The 13,505-nt window shown below is 59.6% G+C and carries 17 protein-coding genes and 1 tRNA gene; 5 read left to right on the plus strand and 13 right to left on the minus strand.

Features of this window, described 5'->3' with window-relative positions; genetic code table 11:
* The first annotated feature begins 369 nt into the window (after positions 1-369).
* The gene (locus tag ACILRC_RS14710) at positions 370-912 is read left to right on the plus strand and encodes a hypothetical protein (protein ID WP_395670123.1); all 543 of its coding nucleotides are present in this window, start codon (positions 370-372) and stop codon (positions 910-912) included.
* A 271-nt stretch (positions 913-1,183) separates the two neighbouring features.
* Here the strand turns inward: ACILRC_RS14710 and ACILRC_RS14715 are convergent.
* Positions 1,184-1,259: transfer RNA gene (locus tag ACILRC_RS14715), tRNA-Arg, on the minus strand.
* A gap of 100 nt (positions 1,260-1,359) precedes the next feature.
* On the opposite strand from ACILRC_RS14715, the gene ACILRC_RS14720 reads away from it, so the two are divergent.
* On the plus strand, positions 1,360-1,887 hold the full coding sequence (locus ACILRC_RS14720; RefSeq protein ID WP_395670124.1) for a c-type cytochrome: 528 nt from the start codon (positions 1,360-1,362) through the stop codon (positions 1,885-1,887).
* 12 nt (positions 1,888-1,899) lie between these two features.
* Here ACILRC_RS14720 and ACILRC_RS14725 read toward each other — a convergent pair whose 3' ends face one another.
* From ACILRC_RS14725 to ACILRC_RS14780, 12 genes are all read right to left on the minus strand, one after another.
* On the minus strand, positions 1,900-2,448 hold the full coding sequence (locus tag ACILRC_RS14725; protein WP_395670125.1) for a DUF2946 family protein: 549 nt from the start codon (positions 2,446-2,448) through the stop codon (positions 1,900-1,902).
* A complete protein-coding gene (locus ACILRC_RS14730) occupies positions 2,448-3,452 on the minus strand; it encodes a YheT family hydrolase (protein WP_395670126.1) in 1,005 nt (334 codons plus the stop codon). Before ACILRC_RS14730 ends, ACILRC_RS14725 begins: the two co-directional genes overlap by 1 nt.
* An 8-nt stretch (positions 3,453-3,460) precedes the next feature.
* A complete protein-coding gene (locus ACILRC_RS14735; protein ID WP_395670127.1) occupies positions 3,461-3,919 on the minus strand; it encodes a YybH family protein in 459 nt (152 codons plus the stop codon).
* 75 nt (positions 3,920-3,994) lie between these two features.
* A complete protein-coding gene (locus tag ACILRC_RS14740; RefSeq protein ID WP_395670128.1) occupies positions 3,995-4,411 on the minus strand; it encodes a F0F1 ATP synthase subunit epsilon in 417 nt (138 codons plus the stop codon).
* A 3-nt stretch (positions 4,412-4,414) separates the two neighbouring features.
* A complete protein-coding gene (atpD, locus tag ACILRC_RS14745) occupies positions 4,415-5,830 on the minus strand; it encodes a F0F1 ATP synthase subunit beta (RefSeq protein ID WP_395670129.1) in 1,416 nt (471 codons plus the stop codon).
* A gap of 59 nt (positions 5,831-5,889) precedes the next feature.
* Complete coding sequence (gene atpG, locus ACILRC_RS14750) at positions 5,890-6,768, minus strand: F0F1 ATP synthase subunit gamma (RefSeq protein WP_395670130.1); 879 nt, start codon at positions 6,766-6,768, stop codon at positions 5,890-5,892.
* 32 nt (positions 6,769-6,800) lie between these two features.
* Positions 6,801-8,354, minus strand: coding sequence for a F0F1 ATP synthase subunit alpha (gene atpA / locus ACILRC_RS14755; RefSeq protein WP_395670131.1), 1,554 nt, complete (start codon positions 8,352-8,354; stop codon positions 6,801-6,803).
* A 52-nt stretch (positions 8,355-8,406) separates the two neighbouring features.
* Positions 8,407-8,937, minus strand: a complete 531-nt coding sequence (locus ACILRC_RS14760) for a F0F1 ATP synthase subunit delta (protein WP_395670132.1) — start codon at positions 8,935-8,937, stop codon at positions 8,407-8,409.
* 10 nt (positions 8,938-8,947) lie between these two features.
* A complete protein-coding gene (locus ACILRC_RS14765) occupies positions 8,948-9,418 on the minus strand; it encodes a F0F1 ATP synthase subunit B (protein ID WP_395670133.1) in 471 nt (156 codons plus the stop codon).
* Between the two features lie 35 nt (positions 9,419-9,453).
* Complete coding sequence (gene atpE / locus ACILRC_RS14770) at positions 9,454-9,702, minus strand: F0F1 ATP synthase subunit C (protein ID WP_395670134.1); 249 nt, start codon at positions 9,700-9,702, stop codon at positions 9,454-9,456.
* A 50-nt stretch (positions 9,703-9,752) separates the two neighbouring features.
* Positions 9,753-10,631 (minus strand): F0F1 ATP synthase subunit A, encoded by an 879-nt coding sequence (atpB, locus tag ACILRC_RS14775; RefSeq protein WP_395670135.1) that lies wholly within the window; start codon positions 10,629-10,631, stop codon positions 9,753-9,755.
* Positions 10,632-10,644: 13 nt separating this feature from the next.
* Positions 10,645-11,091, minus strand: coding sequence for an ATP synthase subunit I (locus tag ACILRC_RS14780; protein WP_395670136.1), 447 nt, complete (start codon positions 11,089-11,091; stop codon positions 10,645-10,647).
* 219 nt (positions 11,092-11,310) lie between these two features.
* On the opposite strand from ACILRC_RS14780, the gene ACILRC_RS14785 reads away from it, so the two are divergent.
* The 3 genes from ACILRC_RS14785 to lipA are packed head-to-tail and all read left to right on the plus strand — an operon-like array spanning position 11,311 to position 13,387.
* Positions 11,311-11,604 (plus strand): YbeD family protein, encoded by a 294-nt coding sequence (locus ACILRC_RS14785; protein WP_395670137.1) that lies wholly within the window; start codon positions 11,311-11,313, stop codon positions 11,602-11,604.
* Positions 11,605-11,608: 4 nt separating this feature from the next.
* A complete protein-coding gene (gene lipB / locus ACILRC_RS14790) occupies positions 11,609-12,298 on the plus strand; it encodes a lipoyl(octanoyl) transferase LipB (RefSeq protein WP_395670138.1) in 690 nt (229 codons plus the stop codon).
* 57 nt (positions 12,299-12,355) lie between these two features.
* Positions 12,356-13,387 carry a lipoyl synthase gene (gene lipA / locus ACILRC_RS14795; RefSeq protein ID WP_395670139.1) on the plus strand — a complete coding sequence of 344 codons (1,032 nt, stop codon included), beginning with the start codon at positions 12,356-12,358 and terminating at the stop codon, positions 13,385-13,387.
* Positions 13,388-13,505 lie beyond the last annotated feature (118 nt).

Raw genomic sequence — 13,505 nt, forward strand, 5'->3', positions numbered from 1 at the left:
TATTCGCCACGGTGCTCCTGCACCATGCGCACAGCGCGCTCGCGGACTTCGGGGGAAAACTTCGTTGACTTTCTCATGGCTCCATCTTCTCAGGTGTTGGAGCCTCCTCAAAACCCGGGGCGGTTCATTTCTAGTGACTCACACCAGCGCGGGCTTACCCAACTCATCGACGCCGTGCACTGCAAAGACGTTCTTTGCAAGGTCGATTCCACCCGTTAGGATTGCCAACACTTCACCTTCCACTCAACAGTTGAGTTGATGAAAAGATTCGCCTCTCCATCGTGTTACCTCACTGCCGACAACCGCAACCCCTACGGGTCGCGGTTTGCTTGGGACGGGGAAGTCCCTTTCATTCTTTAGAGCGCAGGGATGCTCAAGCTGACCCGACATCGGCTACGCGAGTGGCGGCAACATGGTTCTATAGCTCTTTCGCTGTTCTTGCTTTGCTTGCTTGTTGGAAGTTCCTGCTCCTGGGTGTTTGATCCGCCCCATCGTTCCGATCTGGTCTACGCCCCGTTCTTCTTGAAAAAGCCCCCGGAGCGAGTCAACCGCCGCAGAGCAAGTGACCTGCTCGAACTCAAAGGCGATTTCGTCGTGGCACACCTACCCTACATTGACGGCATCGCAAGATCGGCTTCAGCGCGGTTAATGCGCATTACTCCTGAGGACCGAGTCCGCTTGTTGAGGCAGCGAAACATCAGAACTGTGGAGGATCCCATCGAGGTGTGGGGCGTCGAGGTCAACGGTGAGGAAATTCTTTCCTACGAAACCATGGCGGCGGAGCGCGAAAGAAGGCAGCGTGGAACAAAGACTTTCTTCCTAGTCGCTACGCTGCTTGGTGCTGCCGTTCGCCTGGCAATCTCCCAGCGCGGATTGCGCCTGTTGCTAGGTACGGCCAGCCCATTCCGGTGAGCCGCGTTCGGCGACCGCTGAAGCCGAAAGTTGAGCAACAGCTCACTTGTTTGACGTGGGGCCCTTCTTGGCCGAGAGGGGCCAGATGGCGAGCAGTGGTTGACCGACAGATATCGCTGCAATCCCGTCTTTCGACACACAGAGTGCAGCGTCCCAATGGATGTGAGACTTGCCGACCGTCTCATTCCAGAAAGCACCCCACCATTAGCTAACTGGCCCCGATGCAAACTGGCCCAACATGCGTGCAGAAAGCCTCAGGCTTGGAAAATTCTGGTGCGGCTGGCGGGGATCGAACCCACGACCCTTGGCTTCGGAGGCCAATACTCTATCCACTGAGCTACAGCCGCACATCAACGTTGCATTGCGTCGGCGCATTGTAGGGGGTTTCGATAGGTGCCTCGCTATAATCGCCGGTCCATTCCCACCCGTACGCGACCGAAGGAAATCATGAGCGAACCCCACAAAGCAACCACCCATGAAGAGGATCACACCGGGCCGATCAAGAACCCCAAGCAGCTTCTGGTGGCGGTGTTCTTTTCCTTTGTGATCCCGGTGTTCATCATCATTGGCTTGGTGTACTTTGTGAACTCGGGCCACAAGCCTGCTGCGGGTTCAGTCAACGCCGAAAAAGCGGTGGCAGAGCGCATTCAAAAGGTAGGTTCTGTTGCCATCCTGGATGCCAACCGCGAGATGAAGAGTGGCCCCGATGCCTACAAGGCCCAATGCGCTGCGTGCCACGACAACGGCGTGGCCGGAGCTCCCAAGTTTGGCGATGCAGGCGTTTGGGCTGCACGCATCAAGACTGGCTACGACGCCTTGCTGAATTCGGCGCTCAAGGGCAAGGGCAATATGGGCGCGCAAGGCGGTGGTGAGTTGTCAGACTACGAGATCGGACGCGCTGTCGTGCACATGGTCAACAGCGCGGGTGGCAAGTTCGCTGAGCCCGCCAAGCCCGAGGCACCTGCCGCCCAGTAAGTCCGTCTGGGGTTAACCCAGGCGGTCAGCCTGAGCCGCTTGGGGACTGGTCACATAGCCGTACCGGTGTGGCAAATCGGCGCGTTCCACCTCCGTCAGCGTCCACAGATCTGACGCAATCGCTTCGGCGGCGTGCACCATGTCTTGGGTGTGCACGACGCCCAATCCCAATGGCGTATGCAAGTACAGAAAGCCCTGGCTGTCCACCAGCGCCGCCAGGCATTGCGTGGCTTGGCCGTTGTGGGCGCATACGTGCTGCGCCGAGTCCACACGCCACACCCAGGGCGTGGCCTCCAGTTCCACGTACACCCGCTGCGGTCCGTTCTGAAAGTACCACTGCCCTAGGCTGTCGCACGCGTAGTTACGTTCGATGAACGCGATGAGTTTGTCGTGCTTGAGCATGCTGCCTTTGGCACCTGGCACACCGCTGGCAAAAGCGCCTAGTGCCTGCGCGGCGTCATCGCGCATGTACCAATTTCCACGCGTGTCCAAACCCAGCCAGCCGTAGCAATGGGGCACGTTGGGCCACTTTTGCATGGCCTGGGCGACGATGGCATCCATCAGGCAACCCCTTGACTGCGGTGCTGCAACAACCAGTGCCCCACCGTATGGGGCATGCCACGCACATGGCCTGGCACCTTGGCACTCGGAAAACCCACGTGTCCGCCGTGCTGCGGCTGCCATGCAGTCACGTAGGCGCCAAGCTGCTGCGCGATAGGCAAGCTGGCGGCGGGCACAAATGGGTCGTTGCGGGCATTGAGTACCAAAGCAGGAATGCGAATCCGGTGCAGATGCGGCTTGGCGGCGGCGCGCTGCCAGTAGTCATCGGTGTTTTTGAAACCGTGCAAGGGAGCGGTGAACACGTTGTCGAATGCATACAAGTCACGCGCGGCCTCCATGTCCGCGCGGTTGAACAGACCCGGGTACTGCTCGAGCTTTCGCAAGGCTTTGGGCTTCATGGTGCGCAAGAACATGCGTGTGTAGACCTGCCGGTTAAAGCCCTGGCCGATGGCGTGGCCGCTCGCGGCGAGGTCTAGCGGCGCGCTGACCGCTGCGACCGCGTCCACCGTTTGGGCCGCCTGCGCTCCAGACTCTTGTGCCCAGCGCAACAGCGCATTGCCGCCTAAGGAGACGCCAACCGCCAGCATCGGCCCGCGATGCTCCTGGCGAAAACGCTGCAGGATCCAGCCGATCTCTTCGTAGTCCCCGGAGTGGTACGCGCGGGGGGCCAGGTTGAGCTCGCCGCTGCAGCCGCGAAAGTGGGGGACTGCAAAGTCAAGCCCCTGTGCTCGAGCGAAGTCTGCAAAGCCACTGGCGTAGTGACTGCGAGAGGTGCCTTCCAGACCGTGGAACATCACCAGCAGTGTGCGTGCTTGCTTGGGCGCTGCCAATGCTGCGGGCGCCTGCTGCAACCGATCGATATCAATGAAATCGTGGTCTGGGCTGGTCCAGCGCACCCGCGTGTAGGTCGGCACAGGGGGTGTGGCTTGGTTTGCAAACAGGGAGGACCAGATGGTCTGCAAGTGGCCTCCGGGCAGCCACAGCGGTGCGGTGTAGTCGAGCACGCGCGCCCTCAGTGCAGCACCTGGGGCGACTGGCTGACCTCAAGCAACTCGCCCTGGGTTCCGGGGCTGGCGTGGTGCACCACCATGCGCCAGCCCTGCGCGGTCTTGTGGTAGACGTTGGTGGCCAAGACGTAGGCATGCGCCAGACCCTGGGGTGTGGCCACCGCGACTTTTTCGAGAACATGGTGGACCGCGCTGGCTAAGGAATCGACTTTGCGGATGTGCTCGGGGCGGGCCTGAATGGTGCCGCCGTTGGCAAACAGTGCGTCAAAGGAAGTCCGTATGGCGCCGGTGCCCACCACGCGCGGCCCGCCTGGGTGGATGCACACGATGTCGTCGTCGTCAGCCCAGCAGGACATGAGCTTGTCAATGTCACCGCTGCGCAGTGCTTCGTAAAACGCGGCCTCCACATCGTCTGGCGTACCACCCAAGGTGGCGGCGTGGATATGGGCTTTGCTTCTGGACATGGTGGGTGGATTCTCACCGATATCAAAAACAAAAACCGCCCGAGGGCGGTTTTGCAAGGCCAGGTTGAGGGCGCACTACTTGCGGTTGCGAAACCTGCGAAACGCTGCAAGTTGCGCGGCCATGATGGCCAGCTCAGACTGCGCATGGGCGATGTTGATGTCGCCCTTGGCGTTTTTGAGGGTTTCTTCGGCGGCCAGCTTGGCGGAGTTGGCGCGCTCTTCATCCAGGTCCTTGCCGCGGATGGCGGTATCGGACAGCACGGTCACGCAATCTGGCTGCACCTCCAGAATGCCGCCGGAGACGAAAACAAACTCCTCGGTTCCGTCGGCTTTCTCAATGCGTACCGAGCCCGGCTTGATGCGCGTGATCAGCGGCGTGTGGCGCGCAAGAATGCCCAACTCGCCGGCTTCACCCGGCAGCACAACACGCCGCGCTTCACCAGAGAAGATCGACTCTTCGGCACTGACCACATCAACATGGATGGTGTTCATGGCTTACACCTTTTTGGCTTTTTCGAACGCTTCGTCGATGGTTCCAACCATGTAAAACGCCTGCTCGGGCAGGTGGTCGCATTCGCCAGAAACGATCATCTTGAAGCCGCGAATGGTCTCGGCCAAGGTGACGTACTTGCCGGGCGAGCCGGTGAACACTTCGGCCACGTGGAAGGGCTGCGACAGAAAACGCTGGATCTTGCGGGCGCGGGCCACGGTGAGCTTGTCTTCGGGAGCGAGCTCGTCCATGCCCAAAATCGCGATGATGTCGCGCAACTCTTTGTAGCGCTGCAAAGTGCCCTGCACCGCACGGGCGGTGTTGTAGTGCTCCAGGCCCACCACGTTGGGGTCGAGCTGGCGGCTGGTCGAATCCAACGGGTCCACAGCGGGGTAGATGCCCAAGGAAGCAATGTCACGCGACAACACCACGGTGGAGTCCAAGTGGGCAAAGGTGGTGGCCGGGGACGGGTCGGTCAAGTCATCGGCAGGCACGTACACCGCTTGGATGGAGGTAATGGAGCCCACTTTGGTGGAGGTAATGCGCTCTTGCAAGCGGCCCATTTCCTCCGCCAGCGTTGGCTGGTAACCCACGGCCGAGGGCATACGACCCAAGAGCGCGGACACTTCGGTACCGGCCAGGGTGTAGCGATAAATGTTGTCCACAAAGAACAGCACGTCACGGCCTTCATCGCGGAAAGATTCGGCAATGGTCAGGCCGGTCAGCGCAACGCGCAGACGGTTGCCGGGCGGCTCGTTCATCTGGCCGTACACCATGGCCACTTTGGACTGGGGCAGGTCTTCCAAGTTGACCACGCCGGAGTCCGCCATCTCGTGGTAGAAGTCGTTGCCCTCACGGGTACGCTCACCCACACCGGCAAATACCGACAGACCGCTGTGGGCCTTGGCGATGTTGTTGATGAGTTCCATCATGTTCACGGTCTTGCCCACACCGGCGCCACCGAACAAACCGACCTTGCCGCCCTTGGCGAACGGGCACACCAAGTCAATCACCTTGATGCCGGTTTCCAGCAGCTCTTGCGAGGGGCTGAGTTCGTCGTACGCAGGTGCCTTGCGGTGAATGGACATGTGCAAACTGGCATCCACCGGACCGCGCTCGTCGATCGGCGCGCCCAGCACGTCCATGATGCGGCCCAGTGTGGCTTGGCCCACCGGCACCATGATGGGCTTCTCGGTGTTTTGCACCACCATGCCGCGGCGCAGGCCATCAGAAGAGCCCAGCGCGATGGTGCGCACAATGCCATCACCCAGCTGCTGCTGAACTTCCAGCGTCAGGGAAGAGCCGTCCATTTTGAGGGCATCGTAGATGCCGGGCATTTTGTCGCGGGGGAACTCAACGTCGACCACGGCGCCGATGCACTGAACAATTTTTCCCTGGACTTGGGCGTTTGCTTGAGCCATTTTTTGCTCCAAAAATAAATTCTTTAAGGGTTACTGGTGTGGGTTGGAAGGCGCCGGTGTTAAACCGCCGCAGCACCTGCCACGATTTCGGAGAGCTCTTTGGTGATCGCCGCTTGGCGGGTCTTGTTGTAGACCAACTTGAGGTCTGCAATCACGCTGCCAGCGTTATCCGTAGCGGCCTTCATCGCCACCATGCGCGCGGACTGCTCCGACGCCATGTTTTCTGCAACGGCCTGGTACACCAGCGCCTCGACATAGCGTGTCAGCAGCTCGTCGATCACGGTCTTGGGGTCGGGCTCGTACAGGTAGTCCCACTCACGCTGGGTACCGCTAGCAGCGGCCTCGGCATGCATGTCAGCGGCTGACAACGGCAGCAGTTGCTGCACCACCGCCTCTTGCTTCATGGTGTTGATGAACTTGGTGTAGCACAGGTACACCGCGTTGATCTTCCCACTCTCGAAGGCGTCAAGCAGCACCTTGACGGGGCCGATGAGTTTGTCGAGATCAGGTTTGTCACCGAGCTGGACGGCGTGGGACACCACCTTGGCACCCACGCGGTTGAGAAAACCCAGGCCCTTGTTGCCAATTGCAACTGCGTTTACTCCCACGCCAGCCGCTTGCAGTTCACGGAACTTGGAGGTCACTGCGCGCAACACGTTGGTGTTCATACCACCACACAAGCCCTTGTCGGTCGTGACCACAATGAAGCCAGAGGCATTGGCGGTATTGGGCTGCATGAAGGCATGCACGTAGTCGGGATGTGCCTTGGCCAGATTGGAGGCGATGTTGAGGATCTTCTCGCTGTAGGGCCGGGCCGCGCGCATCCGGTCCTGCGCTTTGCGCATTTTGGATGCGGCCACCATTTCCATGGCTTTGGTGATCTTCTTGGTGTTCTCCACCGATTTGATCTTGCCGCGTATTTCCTTACCTGCTGCCATTACAAGGCTCCTTGGGTGGTCAGGACGTCGGCTTAGGCGAAGGTCTTCTTGAACTCTGCAATCGCAGCGTTCAGTTCGGCTTCGGCATCTTTGTCCATGGCCTTGTTGGCCTCAAGCTTGGCCAGCAGCGCGGCATGCTTGTCTTTAAGGTAGCCATGCAAACCATGCTCAAACGCCAGCACCTTCTTGACCTCGATGTCGTCCATGAAGCCTTTGTTCACCGCATACAGCGTCGATCCCATCAGGCTGATGGGAAGCGGGCTGTATTGGGCTTGCTTGAGCAACTCGGTCACGCGCGCACCACGGTCCAGTTGCTTGCGCGTGGCCTCGTCCAAATCAGACGCAAACTGCGCAAAAGCCGCCAACTCGCGGTACTGGGCCAAGTCGGTACGGATACCGCCCGAGAGGTTCTTCACCAGCTTGGTCTGCGCAGCTCCACCCACGCGCGACACCGAGATACCGGCATTGATCGCAGGGCGGATACCGGCGTTAAACAGAGAGGTTTCCAAGAAGATCTGACCGTCGGTGATCGAGATCACGTTGGTGGGCACGAAGGCCGACACGTCACCCGCCTGGGTTTCAATAATGGGCAGCGCGGTGAGCGAGCCGGTTTTGCCTTTGACAGCACCCTTGGTGAAATCTTCCACGTACTTGGCGTTCACGCGGGCGGCACGCTCGAGCAAGCGGCTGTGCAAATAGAAGACGTCGCCGGGGTAGGCTTCACGGCCCGGTGGGCGGCGCAGCAGCAAGGACACTTGGCGATAAGCCACGGCTTGCTTGGACAGGTCGTCGTACACGATCAAAGCGTCTTCACCACGGTCGCGGAAGTACTCGCCCATGGTGCAGCCCGAGTAGGCCGACACAAACTGCATGGCTGCGGACTCGGACGCGGTTGCCGCCACCACGATGGTGTACTCCATCGCGCCGGCTTGCTCGAGCGCACGCACGACGTTCTTGACGGACGATGCCTTTTGGCCGATCGCCACGTACACGCAGGTCATATTCTGACCCTTTTGGTTGATGATCGCGTCAATCGCCACGGCGGTCTTGCCGGTCTGGCGGTCGCCAATGATCAACTCGCGCTGGCCACGTCCCACCGGCACCATCGAATCAATCGACTTCAGGCCGGTCTGCATCGGCTGGCTCACCGATTCGCGCGCGATCACACCGGGCGCCACCTTTTCGATCACGTCGGTCATCTTGGCGGTGATAGGGCCTTTGCCGTCAATCGGCTGACCCAGCGCATTGACGACGCGGCCTTTGAGTTCGGGGCCCACGGGCACTTCCAGAATGCGCCCGGTGCACTTGACCGTGTCGCCTTCCGAGATGTGCTCGTACTCGCCCAAAATCACCGAGCCGACCGAGTCGCGCTCGAGGTTCAGGGCCAGCCCGTAGGTGGGCAAACCATCGCTGCCGGCGGGGAACTCCAGCATCTCGCCTTGCATCACATCGGACAGGCCGTGGATGCGGCAAATGCCGTCGGTCACCGACACGACGGTGCCTTGATTGCGGATATCGGCGTTGGCGGTCAGGCCTTCGATACGGCTCTTGATGAGTTCAGAGATTTCTGCGGGATTGAGTTGCATGGCTCTTTCCTTCTTTCTTTGGTTGGGCTGCACTGCGACGGGGCTTGGAGCCTTAGGCAGTAAGGGCCACTTTCATTTGTTCAAGACGGGCTTTGACGGAGGTGTCCAGCACTTCGTCACCGACCACCACACGGACGCCACCGATCAATTCGGCATCGAGTTGGACCGACACATTGAGCTTGCGGCCAAAGCGCTTTTCCAGCGTCGCTGCCAGCTCAGACAGAGCAGGCGGCGCGATAGGGAATGCGCTGTACACCGTGGCGTCTGCCACGCCGCTTTGGGCGTTCTGCAAGGCACGGAACAAGGCCGCTACTTCGGGCAAAACTTGCAGACGGCCGTTGTCGATGACGGTGCGCAAGAAGTTCTTGCCATGCTCAGGCAGTGGCGTTTTGAGCACGCCACAAACCAAGTCAAACACCTGCGCGTCGGTCACGCGTGGGTTGGTGGCGAACTGCTGCAAGTCGGCGTCATCAGCGATGGTTGCCAGCGCATCAAGCCACACTGTGGTTGCTCCCGCATTCGCACGCTCAGCCTGAAAAAGGGCCTCGGCATAAGGGCGGGCAATCGTGGCGAGTTCGGCCATAGTGGTTCCCTTAGAGCTCGGTCTTCAGGCGCGACAGCAGATCGGCGTGCACACCCGAATTGACTTCTTTGCGCAGAATCTGCTCGGCACCTTTGACGGCGAGGGCAGCGACTTGCTCGCGCAAAACCTCACGGGCCTTCACCGATTGCTGTTCGGCCTCGGCCTTGGCGGCCGCAACAATGCGGGCGGCCTCTTCGGTCGCACGCTGCTTGGCTTCTTCGATGATGGTCTGGGCACGGCGCTCGGCGTCGGCCAAGCGGCTTGCGGTCTCGTTACGAGAGCTGGCCAACTCGGCTTCCACGCGCTTGTTCGCCAAGGACAATTCGGCCTTGGCTTTGTCGGCGGCAGCGAGGCCGTCGGCGATTTTCTGCACCCGCTCGTCCAGCGCTTTGGATATGGGGGGCCACACGAACTTCATCGTGAACCACACCAAAATCGCAAAAACGACAGCCTGCAGGAACAGGGTTGCGTTGATATTCACGGCTTGTTTCCTTCTCTGACGCGAAGGGCCGCGACTTAACCCGCTACGAACGGATTCGCGAACGCAAACAGCAACGCGATAGCAACACCAATCAGGAACGCAGCATCAATCAGACCGGCCAAGATGAACATCTTGGTTTGCAGCTCGTTCATGAGCTCGGGCTGGCGTGCCGAAGATTCGAGGAACTTGCCGCCCATCAATGCGATGCCGATCGATGCGCCAATAGCGCCCAGACCCACAATGATGCCGCAAGCCAAAGCAACGAAGCCGAGAGTGTTTTCCATGAAGAGCTCCTAAAAGTATTGGAAAAAAGAAACCGAAAAGGGAAGTGACATCAATGTGCGTCGTGCGCTTGACCGGTGTAGATCAGCGTCAACATCATAAAGATGAAGGCTTGCAAAGTGATCACCAGGATGTGGAACAAAGTCCACGCTGTGCCTGCGATGATGTGGCCAACGGCCAGAGCAACACCGGTCTGTGACAGCGCCCAGCCACCGCCCATCAGGGCGATGAGCATGAACACCAATTCACCTGCAAACATGTTGCCAAACAGCCGCATCCCGTGCGAAACCGTCTTGGCAAGGTACTCAATGACCTGCATTAAAAAGTTGACCGGGTAGAGCGCCCAATGGTCGCCGAAAGGCGCAGCGATCAGCTCATGCGCCCAACCACCCAAGCCCTTGATCTTGATGTTGTAGACCAAGCAAATGAACAAGACCGAGCACGACAAACCCAGCGTGGTGGAAAGGTCTGCGGTAGGCACCACACGCATGTAGTCCTTGAAGCCAAGCGCAGGGCCCGCTGTGTGCCAGATGCTGGGGATCAGGTCAACCGGCAGCATGTCCATGGCGTTCATCAGAAAGATCCAGACAAACACCGTCAGTGCCAAGGGGGAGATCAGCTTGCGGCTGGTGGCGTTGTGAATCACGCCTTTGGCCTGGTTCTCCACCATTTCGACCAAGATTTCAACGGCGGCTTGAAAGCGCCCAGGGATACCCGCAGTCGCCTTGCGCGCGGCCAACCACATCACAAAACAACCAAGTACGCCCAGGACCACGGAGAAGAAAAGCGAGTCCGCGTTGAACACACTGAAATCAACGATGCTGGACTGCTTGGCGCTCTGGAAAGAGAAATCGAGCTGCAAATGTTGCAAGTGATGCCGGATGTACTCCCCGGCATTTGGACCATGTGTTCCAGTGTTTTCTGCAGCCATACGTCACCAATCATCAATTCGAAACCGTGCGATGGTTGCGCCTTGCGTACAGCCACGCGGCCACGCCAAGCACTTTCATCGTCACCACGAAGCCAGCCACCAAGGCCAGCCAGTTCACCGGCCCAATCCACCGTGGCGCCATGACCAGCATGGCAACCGTTAATCCAAGCTTGCCCAACTCCCACACCGCAAAACGCCGAACGACCGAGGTCGCGGAGTCAGCCCAACGCGGTCGCAGCGCGCCCCAGACCATCAGCGCCGAGGGCAACACCACTGCCAAGGCGCCGTATGCGGCAGATACCGCTGCGTTTGCACCCCAAATCCAGGCAACCCCAAGCGACACCAACACACCCACCACAACCTGCCACACCACAATACGCCAAGGCGCTACCGTGTTGTGGCTACGCCGCCATCGCCGCGCCTCGTCCACACTCAGTGGCGCGGGGGGAGCTTCTGGCAAGTGGTCTGCGGAGTCCCACACAGGGCCGCTTGGGCTTGGGTGGGGCACTGCGTTGCGCGTGATTTTCATTGACGAGGATTACGCTGAGGTTACAGTCGCCGTTTTCCGCACAGCCTACGATTATACGTAGAAACCCGGCATTGCCTAGCCCGCAGCAGACCGGCAAGCTCGCCGCCCCTGCCCTCCCTGCGCAACGCACATTTGGAAAGCACGCAAAGCATGAACACCCCCACGCCAATTCCGGATATGGACGCAAATGGGTCGCTCATTCAGTACCCCTCTCAGTTTCCTATCAAGGTGATGGGGGCCAAAGCCGACGGTTTGGTGCAGGCAGTGGTGCACATCGCGCAGCAATTTGACCCTGACTTCAATGCCCAAAGCGTGGAGCTGCGCGAGAGCAAAGGCGGGAACTACCTTGGCGTAACGGTGACAGTGACCGCCACTAGCCGCGCGCAACTCGACGAGCTGTACCGAACGCTGTCAACCCACCCAATGGTCAAAGTGGTGCTTTGACCGCATGACGATGTCCACACTGCAGCTGGGGCGGGTGGATTTTTTGTCCACTTACGCCGCTATGCAGGCGCTCACCGCGCACCGCACTGACACCACGGCCAGCCCCCAGGCCGATGTGATCTGGCTATGCGAGCACCCACCCACGTTCACGCAAGGATTGGCGGGCAAGGCCGAGCATGTTCTCCATGCTGGCGACATCCCCGTGGTACCCACCAACCGTGGCGGCCAAGTCACTTACCACGGACCAGGACAAGTGGTGGCGTACCCGTTGGTGGATCTCAAGCGCGCAGGCTACTTCGTCAAGGAGTATGTGTACCGATTGGAGGAGGCAGTGATCCGCACCTTGCTGCACTTTGGTGTGACCGGCCACCGCGTCGTGGGCGCACCTGGCATTTATGTCCGGCTGGACGACCCCGCAGGGCACACGCCCTTGCGCATGGCGCCCACCCCTGCCGGACCCAGCTTCACAGGTTTAGGCAAGATCGCGGCTTTGGGGATCAAAGTGAGCCGCAACTGCACCTACCACGGTCTGGCACTCAATGTGGCCATGGACCTGGAGCCCTTCTCCCGCATCCACCCCTGCGGCTACTCTGGCTTGAGAACCGTTGATCTTTTTACAATCGGCGTGCAGACCAGCTGGGAGGAAGCCGCTGCGGTGCTGGGGCGCAAGCTCGCAAGCCACCTTACTCCCTGACCTTTTTCTGCGGTCACCCTGCGCAAATCTGCCGTGACACCAACCGAAGCCAACACCATGAGCCACAGCGAAACCACCGGGCCCACGCGCCACGCCAACGCAAACGCCACCGTGCGCGAGGCGCAAAGCCAGGAAGACTACGATCCGCGCAGCAAACAAAAAGCGGCGGCGAAGTTGTCGCGCATTCCCGTCAAGGTGCAAGCCGGTGAAGTGCTCAAAAAGCCCGAATGGATTCGCGTCAAGGCGGGCTCGCCCAGCACGCGCTTCTATGAAATCAAAGACATCTTGCGGGCCAACCAACTCGTGACGGTGTGCGAAGAGGCCAGCTGCCCCAACATCGGCGAGTGCTTTGGCAAAGGAACTGCCACCTTCATGATCATGGGCGACAAATGCACACGCCGTTGCCCATTTTGCGATGTAGGGCACGGCCGCCCGGATCCATTGGACGTTCACGAACCCGAGAACCTAGCGAAGACCATTTCCCAACTCGGCCTACGCTATGTGGTGATTACCAGCGTAGACCGTGACGATCTGCGCGACGGTGGCGCGGGGCATTTTGTGGAGTGCATACAGCGCATCCGCGAGCGTTCGCCACACACCCAGATTGAAGTGCTGGTGCCCGACTTTCGGGGCCGCGATGACCGCGCGCTGGAGATATTGCGCACTGCTCCGCCCGATGTAATGAACCACAACCTGGAAACCATTCCGCGCCTGTACAAAGAGGCGCGGCCCGGGTCCGATTACCAGTTTTCGCTCAATCTCTTGAAGAAGTTCAAGGCACTGTTTCCCGACGTGCCCACCAAAAGCGGCCTGATGGTCGGCCTGGGCGAAACCGACGAAGAAATTCTGCAGACCATGCGCGACATGCGCGAGCACCACATCGACATGCTCACCATTGGCCAGTACCTGGCGCCATCGAGCAGCCACCTTCCAGTGCGGCGCTACGTCCATCCGGATGCTTTCAAAATGCTGGAAGAACAGGCCTACCAAATGGGCTTCAAACACGCTGCAGTTGGAGCCATGGTCCGATCCAGCTATCACGCGGATGTGCAAGCGGACAAGGCATTTCAAACTGTGAATAATCAGTAAAAAATGAGAAAAATCAATAGTTAGTGAGAAAAATCACTTCGTGAGAACGGAGTTAGCGAGGGTAGCTTCATGAAAAACGCCAGTGAAAGCGACGTCATTCTGAGCTTTTTCCCCCGAA

It is taken from the genome of Rhodoferax sp., assembly GCF_044236835.1.
Lineage (GTDB): Bacteria > Pseudomonadota > Gammaproteobacteria > Burkholderiales > Burkholderiaceae_C > Allorhodoferax.